The sequence below is a fragment of the Rhizobium sp. RM genome (assembly GCF_013390595.1).
GTDB lineage: Bacteria > Pseudomonadota > Alphaproteobacteria > Rhizobiales > Rhizobiaceae > Agrobacterium.
Genome location: NZ_JACAWV010000007.1, coordinates 826,248 through 843,951, shown reverse-complemented (window position 1 = coordinate 843,951; position 17,704 = coordinate 826,248). Strand labels below are relative to the sequence as shown.

At 58.5% G+C, this 17,704-nt stretch carries 13 protein-coding genes; 6 read left to right on the top strand and 7 right to left on the bottom strand.

All coding sequences use genetic code 11. The features are described 5' to 3' along the window. Positions 1-59: 59 nt before the first annotated feature. The 5 genes from HWX89_RS08415 to cysG are packed head-to-tail and all read left to right on the top strand — an operon-like array spanning position 60 to position 7,802. On the top strand, positions 60-857 hold the full coding sequence (locus HWX89_RS08415) for an ABC transporter ATP-binding protein (protein WP_138791946.1): 798 nt from the start codon (positions 60-62) through the stop codon (positions 855-857). Between the two features lie 4 nt (positions 858-861). After that, positions 862-3,309 (top strand): nitrite reductase large subunit NirB, encoded by a 2,448-nt coding sequence (gene nirB, locus HWX89_RS08410; RefSeq protein WP_138791947.1) that lies wholly within the window; start codon positions 862-864, stop codon positions 3,307-3,309. 5 nt (positions 3,310-3,314) lie between these two features. After that, positions 3,315-3,650: a nitrite reductase small subunit NirD gene (gene nirD, locus HWX89_RS08405; protein WP_138791948.1), complete on the top strand. Its 336-nt coding sequence runs from the start codon at positions 3,315-3,317 to the stop codon at positions 3,648-3,650. A gap of 2 nt (positions 3,651-3,652) precedes the next feature. Next, positions 3,653-6,310 carry a nitrate reductase gene (locus HWX89_RS08400; protein ID WP_138791949.1) on the top strand — a complete coding sequence of 886 codons (2,658 nt, stop codon included), beginning with the start codon at positions 3,653-3,655 and terminating at the stop codon, positions 6,308-6,310. Next, complete coding sequence (gene cysG, locus HWX89_RS08395) at positions 6,282-7,802, top strand: siroheme synthase CysG (RefSeq protein ID WP_178340664.1); 1,521 nt, start codon at positions 6,282-6,284, stop codon at positions 7,800-7,802. Before HWX89_RS08400 ends, cysG begins: the two co-directional genes overlap by 29 nt. Here the strand turns inward: cysG and HWX89_RS08390 are convergent. Genes HWX89_RS08390 through kdpF form a run of 6 tightly spaced genes read right to left on the bottom strand, consistent with a single transcriptional unit; the run spans position 7,769 to position 15,595 of the window. Continuing rightward, a complete protein-coding gene (locus HWX89_RS08390; protein WP_138791950.1) occupies positions 7,769-8,467 on the bottom strand; it encodes a response regulator in 699 nt (232 codons plus the stop codon). The two genes, cysG and HWX89_RS08390, sit on opposite strands and share 34 nt — an antisense overlap. Next, entirely contained in the window at positions 8,464-11,157 is a 2,694-nt protein-coding gene (locus tag HWX89_RS08385) for an ATP-binding protein (protein ID WP_138791951.1), read from the bottom strand. Before HWX89_RS08385 ends, HWX89_RS08390 begins: the two co-directional genes overlap by 4 nt. A 5-nt stretch (positions 11,158-11,162) precedes the next feature. After that, a complete protein-coding gene (gene kdpC / locus HWX89_RS08380; protein WP_138791952.1) occupies positions 11,163-11,729 on the bottom strand; it encodes a potassium-transporting ATPase subunit KdpC in 567 nt (188 codons plus the stop codon). 2 nt (positions 11,730-11,731) lie between these two features. Then, complete coding sequence (gene kdpB, locus HWX89_RS08375) at positions 11,732-13,768, bottom strand: potassium-transporting ATPase subunit KdpB (protein ID WP_138791953.1); 2,037 nt, start codon at positions 13,766-13,768, stop codon at positions 11,732-11,734. 12 nt (positions 13,769-13,780) lie between these two features. Next, positions 13,781-15,490 carry a potassium-transporting ATPase subunit KdpA gene (kdpA, locus tag HWX89_RS08370; RefSeq protein ID WP_138791954.1) on the bottom strand — a complete coding sequence of 570 codons (1,710 nt, stop codon included), beginning with the start codon at positions 15,488-15,490 and terminating at the stop codon, positions 13,781-13,783. A gap of 18 nt (positions 15,491-15,508) precedes the next feature. Further along, a complete protein-coding gene (kdpF, locus tag HWX89_RS26515) occupies positions 15,509-15,595 on the bottom strand; it encodes a K(+)-transporting ATPase subunit F (RefSeq protein ID WP_138792259.1) in 87 nt (28 codons plus the stop codon). Between the two features lie 439 nt (positions 15,596-16,034). Between kdpF and HWX89_RS08360 the strand changes: the two genes are divergently transcribed. After that, positions 16,035-16,694: a peroxiredoxin gene (locus tag HWX89_RS08360; protein WP_138791955.1), complete on the top strand. Its 660-nt coding sequence runs from the start codon at positions 16,035-16,037 to the stop codon at positions 16,692-16,694. A 78-nt stretch (positions 16,695-16,772) separates the two neighbouring features. On the opposite strand, the gene HWX89_RS08355 is transcribed toward HWX89_RS08360, so the two are convergent. Further along, positions 16,773-17,633 carry a LysR family transcriptional regulator gene (locus HWX89_RS08355; RefSeq protein ID WP_138791956.1) on the bottom strand — a complete coding sequence of 287 codons (861 nt, stop codon included), beginning with the start codon at positions 17,631-17,633 and terminating at the stop codon, positions 16,773-16,775. Positions 17,634-17,704 lie beyond the last annotated feature (71 nt).

Below are 17,704 nucleotides of genomic sequence, written 5' to 3'. Positions count from 1 at the left end.
GCATTCCAGGGAAACGGGAGTCCGGTTTCCACATGGAATTGCCTCACAGGAGATTTCAAATGAACGCTTATCTCAAACTCGATCATATCGACAAATATTTTGACAAGGGCGGCTCCCGTGCCGATGTGCTGAAGGGCATCAACCTCACCATCGACAAGGGCGAGTTCGTCTCTGTCATCGGCCATTCGGGCTGCGGCAAGTCCACGATGTTGAACCTCATTGCAGGGCTGACCAAGGTGTCAGCAGGCGCAGTGCTGCTGGAAAATCGCGAGGTCAATGAACCGGGGCCGGAGCGCGCCGTCGTGTTCCAGAACCACAGCCTTCTGCCCTGGCTTTCGGTTTACGAGAACGTCAATCTGGCGGTCGAAAAGGTTTTCAGCAGAAGCAAGACGAAAGCCGAGCGTCACGATTGGGTCATGCGCAACCTCGACCTCGTGCAGATGGCGCATGCCAAGGACAAGAGACCGTCTGAAATCTCCGGCGGCATGAAGCAGCGTGTTGGTATTGCGCGTGCGCTTGCAATGGAGCCGAAAATCCTGCTGCTCGACGAGCCGTTTGGTGCACTCGATGCGTTGACACGCGCGCATCTTCAGGACGCGGTCATGGAAATCCACGCCCGTCTCGGCAACACGATGGTGATGATTACTCACGATGTTGACGAGGCCGTGCTGCTTTCCGACCGTATCGTCATGATGACCAATGGACCTGCTGCCCACATCGGTGAGGTGCTGGAGGTACCGCTGGCCCGGCCGCGAAACCGCATCGAGCTTGCATCCGACAAGACCTATCTCAAATGCCGCGAAGCCGTGTTGAAGTTCCTCTACGAACGTCACCGCTTCGTCGAAGCCGCGGAGTAAACCAATGGCGCAAAAACTCGTCATCATCGGTAATGGCATGGCACCGGGGCGCATGCTGGAAAACCTGTTCGAAACGGCTCCCGGCCTCTACGACGTCACGATCTTCAATGCAGAACCTCGCGTCAATTACGACCGGATCATGCTCTCGCCGGTCCTTTCAGGCGAGAAATCCTATGATGATATCGTCATTCATAACGACGACTGGTACGCCGCCAACCAAGTCACCCTGCACAAGGGGGCAAAGATAACGGAAATCGATCGTGACCGGAAAACCGTCACAAGTGCAAACGGAATAACCGTTGCCTACGACAAGCTGGTGATTGCCACCGGTTCCTTGCCTTTCATCATTCCGGTGCCTGGGCATCAACTGGCGGGCGTGTTGCCATATCGTGATCTCGATGATGTTACGAAAATGCTGGAGATCGCCAAGGGTAAGGGACGCGCCATCGTCATCGGAGCCGGTCTTCTCGGTCTCGAAGCAGCATATGGCCTGAAACGCCAAGGCATGGATGTCACCGTTATCCATCTGATGCCTACCATCATGGAGCGCCAGCTTGACCCGGCAGCCGCCTATCTTCTGGAAAAGGCGCTGAACGAACGGGGCATCGACATTATCACCAAGGCCAACACCAAGCGCATCCTTGGTGAAGACAAGGTTGAGGGTATCGAACTGGAAGACGGCCGTATCATTGAAGGCGATATGGTCGTCATGGCAGTTGGTATCCGTCCCGCGTCCGGCCTTGCCAAGGATGCCGGTATTGCTGTCAATCGCGGAATTGTCGTGGATGATGGCATGATGACGTCAGACGCCTCGATTTATGCGCTCGGCGAATGCGCCGAACACAGAGGCATCTGCTACGGCCTTGTCGCGCCCCTCTATGAAAGCGCCAAGGTCCTTGCCGATCGTCTGACCGGCGGTCATTCCGAATATCATGGCTCCGTTACCAATACGAAACTCAAGGTCACCGGCGTCAATCTGTTCTCCGCCGGCGATTTTGCCGAAGGCGACGATCGTGAGGAGATCGTGCTGCGCGATGCTACTGCGGGTGTCTATAAGCGCCTGATCCTTAAGGAAAACCGCATTATCGGTGCGGTTCTCTACGGTGAAACGGCGGATGGTTCGTGGTTCTTCGACCTCATGAAGAAGGCCACCGACGTTTCCGCCATGCGCGAAACCCTGATCTTCGGCCAGGCCTATCAGGGAGGGTCCCCTCTGGACCCTATGGCGGCCGTTGCAGCCTTGCCGGATGATGCGGAAATCTGCGGCTGCAACGGCGTTTGCAAGGGCAAGATCACCTCGACCATTACGGCGAAGGGATTGACCTCGCTCGATGATGTTCGCGCCCATACCAAGGCATCGGCGTCCTGCGGCAACTGCACGGGCCTCGTCGAACAATTGATGACGCTGACGCTTGGCGACAGCTACAATCCGGCCGCAGTGCAGCCGATGTGTAAATGCACCGATCTTGGCCATGACGATGTGCGTCGTCTCATCAAGGCAAAGGGCCTGAAGACCATTCCTGCTGTCATGCAGGAACTGGAATGGAAAACCTCGTGCGGTTGCGCAAAATGCCGCCCGGCGCTCAACTACTATCTCGTCTGCGATTGGCCCGACGAATATGCCGACGACTACCAGTCGCGCTTCATCAATGAGCGTGTCCATGCCAATATTCAAAAGGATGGCACCTACTCAGTTGTTCCGCGTATGTGGGGCGGCGTCACCAATGCCAACGAGCTTCGTGCCATCGCCGATGTCGTCGACAAGTTCGACATTCCTTTGGTGAAGGTGACAGGTGGCCAGCGCATCGACCTTCTCGGCATCGAAAAGGAAGACTTGCCGGCTGTGTGGGCCGATCTCGGCAAGGCCGGTTTCATCTCCGGCCAGGCCTATGCCAAGGGACTTCGCACGGTCAAAACCTGTGTGGGTCAGCAATGGTGCCGCTTCGGCACGCAGGATTCGACCGGCCTTGGCATCCGCATCGAAAAGTTCATGTGGGGTTCGTGGACACCGGCCAAGCTGAAGCTTGCGGTTTCCGGCTGTCCGCGCAACTGCGCCGAGGCCACCTGCAAGGATATCGGCGTGGTCTGTGTGGATTCAGGTTTTGAAATTCACTTTGCCGGTGCCGCTGGTTTGGACATCAAGGGCACGGAAGTTCTCGGACTGGTTCCGACCGAGGACGCCGCACTCGAGCATATCGTCGCGCTGACCCAGATGTACCGCGAACAGGCGCGTTATCTGGAGCGGATCTACAAATGGGCCAAACGCATCGGTTACGACGAGATCCGCCGCCAGATCATGGACGATGCCGACAAGCGGCAGGCGTACTACCAACGCTTCGTCTTCAGTCAGAAATTCGCACAGGTCGATCCATGGTCCGAGCGCGTGTCGGGTCACGACAAGCACGAGTTCAAGCCGATGGCCACGCTCGGTTTCAATCAGGCAGCGGAGTGAAACAGATGGACAGAAACTGGATCGATATCGGCCACATCTCAGACATTCCGCTTCGCGGCGCACGATGTGTGAAAACCCCCATGGGCAAGATCGCCGTATTCCGCACGGCAGACGATCAGGTCTTCGCCATTGAAGACCATTGCCCGCACAAGGGCGGGCCACTGTCTCAGGGGATCGTGCACGGCGCTTCTGTAACCTGCCCGCTGCACAACTGGGTCATTTCGCTGGAAACCGGAAAGGCGCTGGGGGCTGATGAGGGCGAGGTGAAAACGGTTCCGGTCCGCAATCTCGACGGCCAACTTTCGATCGCGATCGAGGCTTTGATGATGGCGGCGGAGTGAACATGGCAAAAGACGTCAAGACCACCTGTCCCTATTGTGGTGTCGGTTGCGGCGTTGTCGCGACCGTTTCGGACGGCGGTGCTGTTTCAGTCAAGGGAGATCCTGAGCATCCGGCCAATCTCGGCCGGCTCTGCTCCAAGGGCTCCGCTCTTGCTGAGACCCTCGATCTGGAAGGGCGACTGCTCTATCCCTCGGTGGCCGGTCGTAGAACAGGATGGAATGAAGCGCTTGACCTCGTTGCTTCCCGCTTTTCGCAAATCATCTCGGAACATGGACCTGAGGCGGTTGCTTTTTACGTCTCCGGTCAGTTGCTGACGGAGGATTATTACCTCGCCAACAAGCTGATGAAGGGTTTCATCGGTTCCGCGAACATCGACACCAATTCGCGGCTCTGCATGTCGTCATCGGTCGCCGGACACCGCCGTGCCTTCGGGGCGGATACGGTTCCCGGCACCTATGAAGATCTGGAGCTGGCAGATCTGGTCATCCTCACCGGCTCCAATCTGGCATGGTGTCATCCTGTTCTGTACCAGAGGCTTGCAGCCGCAAAAGCCGCGCGACCGGACATGAAGGTCGTGGTGATTGATCCGCGTCGGACGATGACGGTGGATATTGCCGATATGCACCTTGCTGTTCGCCCCGATGGCGATGTGGCGCTTTTTGCCGGTCTGTTGGCATATCTCGCGGCCGGTTCTTCGGTTGATGACGTTTATGTCGGTCGCCATACGGCGGGCTTTGCCACCGCGGTCGACACCGCAAACGCATACGAGCTCGGTGAGATCGCGGAAGCGACCGGGTTGATGCTACCCGAACTCCTCCATTTCTATGAACTGTTCGAGGCAACCGAAAAGGTCATTACGTGCTACAGCCAGGGCGTCAACCAATCGGCCTCTGGCACCGACAAGGTCAACGCCATCATCAACTGCCACTTGGCGACGGGTCGGATCGGCCGACCCGGCATGGGACCGTTCTCACTGACCGGTCAGCCGAATGCCATGGGTGGCCGTGAGGTCGGCGGGCTCGCCAATATGCTCGCTGCGCACATGGCCATCGAAAATCCGCAGGATCGCGATCGTGTACAGCGCTTCTGGAGCTCTCCCGTCATTGCAGAAAAGCCTGGGTTGAAGGCAGTCGATCTGTTTCAGGCCGTGCGGGACGGACGTGTGAAAGCGCTCTGGATCATGGCTACCAATCCGGTCGTCTCCATGCCGGATGCCTCCTTTGTCGAGGCGGCGATCGCCCAATGTCCGTTCGTCGTCGTTTCTGAGATCATGGAGACGACGGACACGGCGCGCCATGCCCATGTGCTGTTGCCTTCTCTCGGCTGGGGCGAAAAGGATGGCACGGTCACAAACTCCGAACGGCGTATTTCCCGCCAGCGTGCCTTTCTCGAACCTGCCGGGGAGGCGAGAGCCGACTGGTGGCAACTGGCCGAAGTCGGCCGCCGTATGGGCTATGAGCAGGCCTTTTCGTTCTCGCATCCAGCGGCGGTTTTCAGTGAGCACGCCGCACTTTCGGCGTTTGAAAACGACGGCCAACGCGATTTCGATATCGGGTCGTGCGACGGCATCGATCCGGTTTCCTACGACCGGATGCTTCCCTTCCAATGGCCAAAAGCAAAGGGATCGGATGCCGTCGAAAAACGGTTTTTTGCGGAGGGCCGGTTTTTTCACGCCGACGGCAAGGCGCGCTTTATTCCGACGGTCCTGCCGGAGCGGCGAACTGCTTGCGCAGATTATCCTCTGACTTTGAACACTGGCCGTATCAGAGACCAGTGGCACACGATGACACGTACCGGCAAAAGCGCACGGTTGACGGCGCATATTGCCGAACCCTTCGTCGAGATGCATCCCCGCGACGCGCAATCACTCGGCATTGCAAGTGCCGACCTGGTCATGTTGCAAAGCCCGCAAGGTACGGTGCTGTTGCGTGCGTTGGTCAGCGATCGCCAGGCGCGTGGCTCTGTCTTCGCACCCATGCACTGGAACGATCAGTTCGCCTCTCTGGCACGTATCGATACGCTCGTTCCAGCGGTCACCGATCCGCACTCCGGTCAGCCCGCTTCGAAAAACGTGGCGGTGAAGGCTTCTCGTTTCGAGCCTGCCGCTTACGGCTTTGCGATTTCCCGCGCCCATCCAAAGACATTGGATTGTCGTTATTGGGCCGTCGCAAAAGCGGATGGCGGGCATCGCATGGAGCTCGCTTTTGAAGGTCTGCCGGAAGACTGGACCGCCTGGGCGCGCTCAGCTTTTGGTATCGACTCCAGAATTGAACCCCTCGGTTATAACGACCGTCAGACCGGCGATATCAGGCTCGCGTTTTTTGATGGGGAGACGCTGCTCGCAGCGCTTTTCATCGCAAAGAGCCCGGTCGCCGTTGCCCGTAATTGGGCAATCTCGCAGCTCACCACGCGCCATGAAGACCTGCGTATGCGTTTCGCCCTGATTGCCGGACGTCCAGGCGCTGGCAGGCCTGACCCGGGTGCCACCGTCTGCTCCTGCTTTAGCGTTGGCGTCAATCAGATTACCGCCGCCATCCGGGACGGCTGCCACACGGTCGAGGCCATCGGCAAGACGTTGAGCGCAGGAACAAATTGCGGCTCATGCCGCGCCGAGATCAGGGGGATCATCGATGGATGCCTTAAAACTGCAGCGGAATGAGCCGGCTCGCATGGAAAAACTCGCCAAGCTTCCAGTATTTTGGGGGTTGGAAGGCAAGCGCGCTGTCCTGGCGGGTGGCTCGGATGGGGCGGCATGGAAGGCGGAGCTTCTTAGCGCCTGCGGTGCAGAGGTTCATGTTCATTGCGAGCAGTCCGAGTTGTCTGAGACCTTCGCAGCGTTGATCGCCGCAACACCGACCATGACGTTGCACGCTCACCATTGGGATGAAAGTATATTCGACGGTGCTGAACTGGCACTGGCTGATTGCGAAACGGACGCGGAGGCCAAATCTTTCTACGTTGCGGCGCGCAAGGCAGGTGTACCGGTCAACGTTATCGACAAGCCACAGTTCTGTCAGTTCCAGTTCGGCTCTATCGTCAACCGTTCCCCGGTGGTGGTGTCGATCTCGACAGATGGCGCCGCACCTATTTTGGCACAGGCGATCCGCCGACGTATCGAAACTCTGTTACCCGGAACGCTCAAGGAATGGGGTAGACTTGCTCATACGATCCGCGATCGCGTCAATTTGCGATTTGCGCCGGGTGGCGCGCGGCGGACTTTCTGGGAGAAATTTGTCGACCTGGCTTTTACCGAAAAGCCAGATCCGGCCGTCGAAGGGCGGCTGCTGAATGAGATCGAAAGCAAGACGCGTGCTATCAGACCATCCTGTGGGCATGTGACCCTGGTGGGCGCCGGACCGGGAGATGCCGAACTTCTCACCTTGAAAGCGGTGCGCGCTCTGCAGGCTGCCGACGTCATTCTTTTTGATGATCTTGTGTCCGACGATGTTCTGGAACTGGCACGCCGGGAGGCGAAGCGCATGCTGGTGGGCAAGCGTGGCGGCCGCGAAAGCTGCAAGCAGGAAGACATCAACGCAACGATGATCCGGCTTGCAAAGACGGGAAAACGGGTGGTGCGACTGAAATCCGGCGACCCGATGATCTTCGGACGTGCGGGCGAAGAGATCGCCGCGCTACAGGCCGAGAACATACCGGTCGAGATTGTACCCGGCATTACGGCGGCCAGCGCCATGGCTTCACGTCTCGGCGTGTCTCTGACGCACCGCGATCACGCGCAGTCTGTCCGCTTCGTGACTGGACATTCGAGACAGGGCAAGTTGCCCGATAGTCTGGACTGGAAGTCGCTTTCCGATCCTTCTGTCACGACTGTTTTTTACATGGGTGGCCGCACGGCTGGAGATATCCAGAGTGCACTTTTGCTGCACGGCATGCCAGCGTCGACGCCAGTTGCCATTATGACATCGGTCAGCCGCGTCAATGAAAAGCGTTGGAAAGGAACTTTGGCTCAGCTGGCCACGGCCGTTGAAACGCTGGGTGTGAACGAGCCCATTCTGATAGGCGTTGGTGATGCGTTCGGTGCGACAATCGCTGCTTCCGAAGGCCCTCGGCAGACACCTGAGTCAGAATACGTCTCCGCCGTAGCGGAAGATGACCTCGTCTACGCGCCATCCGTATCAACGATGAGCCGGTAGCCGACACCGGGTTCCGTCTGCACAATTTTCGGCTGGGTCGGGTCGCGTTCTATCTTTTGCCGTAACTGACCAATGAAAACGCGCAGATAGTGCAAGTCTTCGCCATGGGCTGGTCCCCATACGGAGGTCAGCAGGATGCGATGGGTGACCACGCGCCCGGCATGGTGCGCAAGGAGAACCAGAAGGTCGTATTCTTTCGGTGTCAGGCGTATCGGATTGCCGTCGCGAGAAACGATCCGCTGCACCACATCGATCTTCAGCCCGTCTGCGTGGACGACGGTGAGCGCCGCACTTGTATTGCCGCGATGACGCATCGCCGTGCGGATGCGTGCGGTCAATTCGCCGATCCCGAAAGGCTTTTCGATGTAATCGTCGGCACCAAGATCGAGTGCGGCGATCTTTTCTGTTTCGCGATCACGGGCCGACAGGATGATGATCGGAATGCTCGACCAGCCACGCAGGCTGGCAATGACATCCTTGCCATCCATATCGGGCAATCCAAGATCGAGAATGACGATCTGCGGTGCAGCAGTCGCAACAGCCTTCAGGGCATCGGTGCCATTTTCGGCTTCGATCACCTCGTACCCAGCCGCAGCAAGGGCTGGACGCAGAAAGCGCCTGATCTGAGGCTCGTCATCGACAACAAGAATCCGTCCTAACGTCATGATGTTCCCTTGTCCGCCTGCTTTTCCTCGATCGGGAAACGCATGACGATACGTGTGCCCCGCTTGCGAACGGCCGGGCTTTCAGCATGGATACGCCCACCCATCGCTTCGATGAAGCCACGCGCGATGGAGAGACCAAGGCCCGTGCCAGGTGCGCGACCATCCGATTTGGAACGTCGATAGAACTTTTCAAAGATACGGTCCAGATCGGCCGTCGGAATCCCTTTGCCAAGGTCCGTAACAGAAATTATCAGCTCCCTGCCGTCCTTGCGCGCGTAAATGTTGACGGGTTCTCCGCCTCCATATTTGGCGGCATTGTCCAGCAGATTGAAAAGGACCTGCTCGAGCAGAACACTGTCACCGCGCAGCAACGGTAGATCCGTTGCAATGCCGGTTTCAAATGCCTGTGCAGGGAAATATTTGCGCGCCCGTTCAGTTGCCAGACGCACGACATCGCTCACATCCACCCATTCGCGTTTGGCCTTGAGGGTGCCTGCGGTTATTCTGGTCATGTCGAGAAGATTGGCGACGAAGCGCGTCAGCCTCGCGCCTTCTTCTTCAATGGACTGGAGAAGATCGTCGCGGCTTTCCGGCGGCATTCGATCACCCAGTTCGCGTAGGCTCGTGACGGCACCGGTGATTGTTGCCAGGGGTGTGCGCAGGTCATGCGAAATGGAAGACAACAGAGCCTCCCGGTAGCGTTCGTTTTCCAGCCTTGCAGCCTGCTCGGCACTTTCTGAGGAGAGGCGGGCGCGGTCAATGGCTGTCGCGGTCTGGTCGATGATGGCGGACAACATCCTTTCAGCATTGGAGTCGAGCGGTTCGTCACCGACTTCGTAACCGCAGACACCGACCACACCATGCGGACTTGTCAGCGGCCTGAACTGGAATCTGCAATTGGGCAAGGTGCCGGTGCCTGAGCCTGCCGGTTCCTTGCGCTCGTTGGCCCATCGCGCAGCGGCAATTTCCGTGACGCCGAGTTCGGTGTCCGGTGGCCACGCGGCGGCGGTGTCCAGTGTGTCGTTCTGTGGCAGCAGTAGCACGACGTTGCGGCGGATGCCCGCCTGCAATTGCGTCACGGACGCCCAGAGCACTTCGTCCACATCGGCAGTTCCGGAAAGTTTGCGGGCAAAGTCGTAGAGTGCCTGCATGGCCGTCGCACGCGAACGCGCCATGTTGGCCTGTTCGCGGATACGCGAAGCGAGACTGCCGGCCAAAATCGCTGCGGCGATGAAAACGAAAAGGGCAAACACCTCGTGCGGTGCGGCGATGGTAAAGTTGTAGCGCGGCGTGATGAAGAAGAAATTGTAGCCGAGGGCCGACAACAGGGCGGCAAATATGGCCGCAGTGAAGCCGGCATAGGTCGCAGCGCAAAGAACGGCGAGCAGGAAGAGCAGCGAGACATTCGGCAGATAAACGAGACGATCCATGATCGTGCCGACTGCAATTGCCGGCAGGACAGACAGTGCAGCGATGCCGAATGGTCTGGCAAGCGAGGAAATCCGCAGCCGGACCCGTTTCGGCGGCGTTTTCGCAACCGCTTTTTCATCTGCCGTCACGAGATGAAGGCCAATGCCGCTTGCTTCGCGTGTCAGGGCATCGGCCAGGCGTGTGCGGAAGGGAAGGCGCAGCCAGCCGCGCTTTTGCGATCCGATGACGATCTGCGTCGCATGTTCACGCCGTGCGAGTTTGAGAATTTCCGTGACGAAATCGTTGCCTGTGATGCGCTTTGTCTCGGCGCCAAGCTTTTCGGCCAGACGAAAGGTTTCGTCGATCCGGCGCAAACCCTCCTCGTCCATGGTTTCGCGGTCGTCGCGTGAAATGCTGACGACTACCCATGGTGCGTTAAGGCCGGAGGCGAGACGGCTTGCGACACGCACCACCTTTTCGGACAGGGCATCTGGCCCGATACACACGAGAAGACGCTCGCCGGTCGCCCAGGGACCTTCAATGGCGTTCTGGCGCAGATAGTCGATCATCTGGTCGTCGACGCGGTCGGCGGTGCGCCGCAGGGCCAGTTCACGGAGCGCGGTGAGATTTCCAAGACGGAAAAAGCGGTCGGCGGCACGCCGCGCGCTCGCAGGCAAGTAGACCTTACCTTCCTGTAGCCGGGTAATGAGTTCGGCTGGCGGCAGGTCCACCAGCAATACATCATCAGCGCGTTTCAATACCGTGTCGGGAACGCGCTCTCGCACGTTGACACCGGTGATCTGCGCGACGAGATCAGACAGGCTTTCCAGATGCTGGATATTAAGCGCCGTCCAGACGTCGATTCCGGCGGCAATCAGCTCCTCTATGTCCTGGTAGCGTTTCGGATGACGAAAGCCCTCCGGGTTGGAGTGAGCCAGTTCATCGACGATGATGATGCTTGGCCGACGTGCCAGCGCGGCGTCGAGATCGAACTCTTCAAGCGATTTGCCGCGGTAGGAAACGGCGATACGTGGCAAGATTTCCAGACCGTCCAGCAGGGCAGATGTCTCGTTTCGCTCATGCGTTTCCACCAGGCCGGCAACGATATCCGTGCCCTCACGCTTCAGGCGCTGGGCACGGTTCAGCATCGCATAGGTCTTGCCGACGCCGGGTGCGGCTCCCAGAAAAATCGTGAGCTTGCCCCGGCGGTCTTTCTCCGCCAGGGCAAGCAACGCATCCGGATCGGGGCGATTTGTGTCGTCTCGTTCGTTCGATGGCATCCGTATCAGCTCTTGAGCGCATCCAGCGCGAGATTGAGCTCTAGCACATTCACACGTGGTTCGCCGACAATTCCAAAAGTCCGGTTTTCCGTATGATCTTGAACCATCGTGCGAAGGGTTTCGGGCATGATGTTCCGTGCCGTTGCAACACGAATGATCTGGGCGTCGGCAAACTCAGGTGAGATGTGCGGGTCAAGGCCGGAACCGGATGTGGTGACGGCATCGGCGGGTATGGTTTCCATACCAGCGGTCTTGAGGCGTTCGACATCGGCGGCGACGCGATCACGCAGCTTGACCGAGGTCGTTCCGAGGTTGGAGCCGGATGAAGCGGATGCATTGTAGGCATCCGGCCCGGTTGCGGAAGGGCGCGGCCAGAAGTAACGGTCGGATGAAAAGTTCTGACCGATCAAGGCGGAGCCAACGAGCGTGTCGCCGCGGTAGATCAACGTGCCGTTGGCCTGCCCAGGCAGAAGTGCCTGTGCAATACCCGTTACGGCAAGCGGAAAGCCAAGGCCGGTCAGAGCTGTCAGGATGACAATAAGAACGAATGCGGGGCGAAGTTGGTTCAGCATGATTACACCAGATGCAGCGCCGAAACGGCGATATCGATGATCTTGATTCCGGCAAATGGCAGGACGAGGCCGCCAAGTCCGTAGATGAAGAGATTGCGGCGCAGGAGAGACGCGGCGCCGGCAGGGCGATAGGCCACGCCTTTGAGTGCCAGCGGGATCAGCGCGATGATGATCAACGCGTTGAAGATGACCGCAGACAGGATTGCCGATTGCGGCGAGGCAAGCCCCATGATGTTCAGGGCGCTGAGGGCCGGGTAGGTCGCAACGAACAGGGCCGGAATGATCGCGAAATACTTGGCGACGTCATTGGCGATCGAGAAGGTCGTCAGCGAGCCACGTGTCATCAGCAATTGCTTGCCGATTTCAACGATCTCGATCAGCTTTGTCGGGCTGGAATCGAGGTCCACCATGTTGGCGGCTTCGCGAGCTGCCTGGGTTCCTGTCTGCATCGCAACGCCAACATCGGCCTGCGCCAGTGCGGGTGCGTCGTTGGTGCCATCACCGCACATGGCGATCAGTCGGCCGCCTTGCTGCTCACGACGGATGTAAGCGAGCTTGTCTTCCGGCGTTGCCTCGGCGAGGTAGTCATCGACACCGGCTTCGGATGCGATAGCGGCTGCCGTGACCGGGTTGTCGCCGGTGACCATCACGGTTCGAATGCCCATGGCACGCAGTGCTGCGAAGCGTTCCTTGATGCCTGGCTTTACGACGTCCTTGAGATGAATGACACCGATCAGACGGTTTCCATCAGCGACGCCAAGCGGCGTGCCGCCAGTCCGTGCGATCTTTTCGACAGCCTGGCTGAATTCGGCAGGCACGTTCTTGTCCGAGACGCCTGCGAATTTCAGGATGGCATCGATCGCACCCTTGCGCAGTCGATGCGAGCCCATGTCGATACCGGAAAGGCGTGTCTGCGCGGTAAAGGGAATTGTCGCATCGACCGTCACTTTCGGTGCGGCCAGGCCAAACTCACCCGTTGCGAGGGCGGCGATGGAGCGGCCTTCCGGCGTTTCATCCGAGAGGCTGGCAAGCAAGGCGGCTTCGGCGACCTGTTGCTGGGTGACGCCAGGGGCAGGAATGAAGTCTGCTGCCATGCGGTTGCCGAAGGTGATCGTGCCGGTCTTGTCGAGCAGCAGCGTGTCGACGTCGCCAGCAGCTTCGACGGCGCGACCGGACGTGGCGATCACGTTGAAACGGACCAGTCGATCCATCCCGGCAATACCGATGGCAGACAGAAGTCCGCCGATGGTTGTCGGGATAAGGGTGACGAGGAGAGCCGCTAGGACTGTCACCGAGAGTACGGTACCGGAGTAACCGGCAAGACCCCAGATGGTTACGACGACGATCAGGAAGATCAGCGTCAGACCCGACAGCAGGATCGACAATGCGATCTCGTTCGGGGTCTTCTGGCGCTCCGCGCCTTCAATCAACGCAATCATGCGATCCACGAAGCTTGCGCCGGGCGGGGTGGTGATACGGATGGTGAGCTGGTCGGAGAGAACCTGCGTACCGCCAGTTACAGCCGACCGATCGCCGCCGGATTCGCGGATCACAGGAGCGGATTCACCGGTAATGGCGCTTTCGTTGACGGAAGCGACACCCTCGATGACCTCGCCGTCACCGGGGATAAGTTCACCGGCATCGACGACAACGAGATCGCCGACCTTGAGCATGGTGGCTGCAATGGTCTCTTCCTTGCCGTTTGCGGCGACGCGTCGGGCAGTCAGATCGGAACGGGTCCGTTTCAGGCTGTCAGCCTGGGCGCGGCCACGACCTTCCGCCACCGCCTCAGCAAAGGTGGCGAAAAGAACCGTGAACCAAAGCCATGCGGCGATCTGGCCCGAGAAGCCGGCATTGCCGGTGTTCGCCACAAGATCCCGAAGGAAGAAGACGGTTACCATGGCGGCTACGGCTTCGGTGACGAAGATGACGGGGTTGCGCACGAGTTGGCGCGGATCGAGTTTCACGAACGCATTTTTTGTGGCCGGCACCAAAATGGCCGGATCGAAAAGGCCCGGTTTTGCGGGTTTGTGAGACATGTTGACTGTCCTTTAGAACGTCTGGCCGGCCAGCATCGCGAAATGTTCGACAATGGGGCCGAGTGCGAGCGCCGGGAAGAATTGCAGCCCGCCGAGGATAAGAATGATGCCGATGAGAAGGCCGACGAAAAGTGGGCCATCGGTCGGGAACGTGCCGCTGGAGGCGGGAACGCGGACCTTTGCTGCAAGAGAGCCGGCGATGGCCATGACCGGGACGGCATAGGCAAAGCGGCCGAGCAGCATGGCGATGCCAAGCGTCGTGTTATACCAGGGCGTGTTGCCGCTCAGACCACCGAAAGCCGAGCCGTTGTTGCCGGTTGCGGAGGTGAAGGCGTAGAGGATTTCCGACAGGCCGTGCGGACCAGCGGTGCCGATACTGGCGACAGCCGACGGCAGGACAGCGGAAACTGCAGTAAAGCCAAGGATTGCAACCGGCAGAATGAGGACTGCCAGCATGGCATATTTCATTTCCCGGCTTTCGATCTTTTTGCCAAGAAACTCCGGTGTACGGCCGACCATGAGGCCTGCAACGAAAACCGAAAGCAGCGCAAAGACCAGCATGCCGTAAAGACCGGAGCCGACACCGCCCGGCAGGATTTCACCCAGCTGGATCAGGAACATCGGCACCAGACCGCCAAGACCGGTGAAGGAGCCGTGCATGCCGTTGACACCACCATCCGAAAGACCGGTCGTAACAGCGGCATAGAGCGCCGTCATGGCTTGGCCAAAGCGGATTTCCTTGCCTTCCATGTTCCCCTGCGCCGCATCGACGCCAAGAGCGGTGAGAATGGAGTTGCCGGAGGATTCCGCCCAGTAGACGACGGCCACGCCTGCGACGAGCAGGATCGCCATGGCAGACAACAGCACCCAACCCTGCTTGCGGTTACCGACCATCTGGCCGAAGGTGTAGACCAATGCTGCCGAAATCGACAACATCGCGAAAATGTTCAGGTAGTTGGCGAATGCCGTTGGATTTTCAAAAGGATGGGCTGCGTTGACGTTGAAGAAACCACCGCCGTTGGTGCCGAGCTGTTTGATGGCTTCCTGGCTTGCGACCGGCCCAAGCGAAATGACCTGCTGAGCGCCTTCCAGCGTGGTTGCGGTGACGCTTGCATCGAGGGTCTGCGGCAGGCCCATGGCAACGAAAGCGATGCCAACGATGAAGGCGAGAGGCAAAAGGATGTAGAGCGTGGCACGGGTCATATCGACCCAGAAATTGCCAAGCGTTGCCGACTGAGAGCGTGCGAAAGCGCGCGTCAGGGCAATTGCCATTGCCATGCCAACAGCCGCAGACAGAAAGTTCTGAACGGTCAGGCCTGCCATCTGGCTGAAATGGCTCATCGTCGTTTCGCCCGCATAATTCTGCCAGTTCGTATTGGTCACGAAGCTGACGGCGGTGTTGAAGGCGAGATCAGAGGGGACGTTGGCAAAGCCCTGCGGATTGAGCGGCAAAAACGCTTGAAGGCGCAGAATGGCGTAAAGCACGACAAAACCTGCGATCGAAAAGGCAAGCATTGAAAGTGTATAGCCCAGCCAGTTCTGCTCCTTCTTCGGGCTTACGCCAGCGAGCAGATAAAGGCCGCGTTCAACGGGCGTGAAAAGAGGAGAAAGAAATGTTCTGTCACCGGAAAATACTTTCGCCATGTAAAGGCCAAGCGGTTTGACGATAACGAGCACGGCAAGAAAAAGGAGGCTGATCTGTAGCCACCCGATAATAGTCATGGGGGTTCTCCCGAAGGGTCAGAAGCGTTCGGGACGCAACAGCGTCACGACGAGATAAATGGCGAGTGCCGCAGCGACGGCGAGGCCGATCAAGGGTTCGATCATGGGTTGCCTCACAGCCGGTTGAGCGCGCGGGCATAAAGCGCGAACAGGATGAGTATTCCCACGCCTGCCAGAGTGAAGATGAAGTCGGACATTTCCGTTTCTCCTGTGAATTCAGGAGCGAAATCTAGGCCTGATCTGCGTCAAGGTTCGATTGGGAATCCATATGGGCGACATAAGGAAAACATAAGGATTGCTCATACCTTCGGATGATGTGTCGAGGCCAAAGGTGTTGCACATCCCCGTTCTGGGGCGTCAGCCAGCAAAAAAATCGCTGGTATGCCAGAACCTTGACCACAATTTATGCGTGCTCGTAAAATTAACGTCGTGAAGTGCTGGAATGTTGGAATAAACTTGCTTGAAGAAAGCCAGGTGACGTCCAAGATTGGGGCTGAAGCAGGCTGTTGCCAACAGCATGTTAAATCAAAGAGGAGAGAGACCAGTGAGCCTGCGTATTAACGATGTAGCGCCGGATTTTACGGCTGAAACCACCCAGGGGACCATCCATTTCCATGACTGGATCGGTGGCGGTTGGGCAGTTCTGTTTTCCCATCCGAAGAACTTCACCCCCGTCTGCACCACAGAGCTTGGTGCGGTGGCCGGGCTTGAAGGCGAGTTCAAAAAACGCGGTGTCAAAATTATCGGAATTTCGGTCGATCCGGTCGATAGCCATGCAAAGTGGAAGCTCGACATCAAGACCGCAACGGGTTTCGACGTCGAGTATCCACTGATCGGCGACCGTGATCTCAACGTTGCGAAGCTCTATGACATGCTGCCTGCCGGTGCGGGCGAGTCTTCGGAGGGGCGCACGCCTGCCGATAATGCGACCGTTCGGTCCGTCTACGTCATCGGCCCGGACAAGAAGATCAAGTTGATCCTCACTTACCCGATGACCACGGGCCGCAACTTTCACGAAATCCTGCGTGCCATCGATTCCATCCAGCTTACGGCCAAGCACCAGGTTGCAACCCCGGCAAACTGGCAACAGGGGGAGGATGTCATCATCACCGCCGCAGTGTCGAACGAAGATGCGACGACCCGTTTCGGTTCGTTCGATACCGTTCTTCCCTACCTGCGCAAGACGAAACAGCCGACGGCCTGACACCTTTCGTCCCGGCGGACAGGTTACCCTTGGAAAGTGTTACCGCATTCGCAAGAGTGCGGTCATTACGGTTACGCTTCAGACGAAGCTGCCGGGTGCGATGCTTTTGCTGGACACGAGGTCGGATAGCGCCTGAACCAGCTTGCCATCAGCGCCTTTGCTTGGTTGCAGCACGAACTCCACGTCCTCGAGTGGTGGCAACACCCCTGCGGGGATTTCTCTCAAACCTGCGGGCGCCATGCTGCGCGGTTGGACGAGAACGCCCATGCCTGCTCTTGCCGCCGCCGTCAAACCACTCAAACTTCCGCAGGTGCAGACGATACGCCACACCACGCCAGCACCGTCCAGTGCTTCCTGCGCGGCTTTTCGGGTGATGCTGGGGGGTGGAAAGGCAATCAGTGGCAGGGCGTCGGGCCGGCTCACCACCCGCTCAGGGTCGCGTGCCAGCCAGACCAGCGGTTCGCGATAGAGAAAATGCCCGAGCCTGTCGCCGACCCGGCGTTTGGCAAGAACAACATCGAGTTCGCCATTATCCTGCATCTGGTAGAGCACGCCACTCAGTGAAACCGTCAGTTCGAGATCCACCAGCGGATAAAGACGGATGAATTCCTCGAGGATAACTGTCAGCCGGCTTGCCACGAAATCTTCGGATACACCAAGACGGAATCGCCCCCGAAGACGGCTTTCACCAAATAACGATGCCACCTTGCTGTCGATATCCAGCATGCTGTGCGCATAACCGAGCAGGGCCTCGCCTTCGCCGGTCAGCTTCACGTGATGGGTGTTACGGGCAATCAGCGTGCGTCCGAGCGTAGCCTCAAGCCTTTGAATATGCTGGCTGACGGTGGATTGTCCGATGCCTAGCCGTTCTGCCGCGAGGGTAAAGCTGCCGGTGCGCTCGAGCATGACAAAACTTGCAAGATGTTGGAGGTTCAGCATTTATTGCAAATCACGATAACTGTTAATCTTTGCATCTGATTTCATGATGAGCGATACTTCTGGCCACTTCA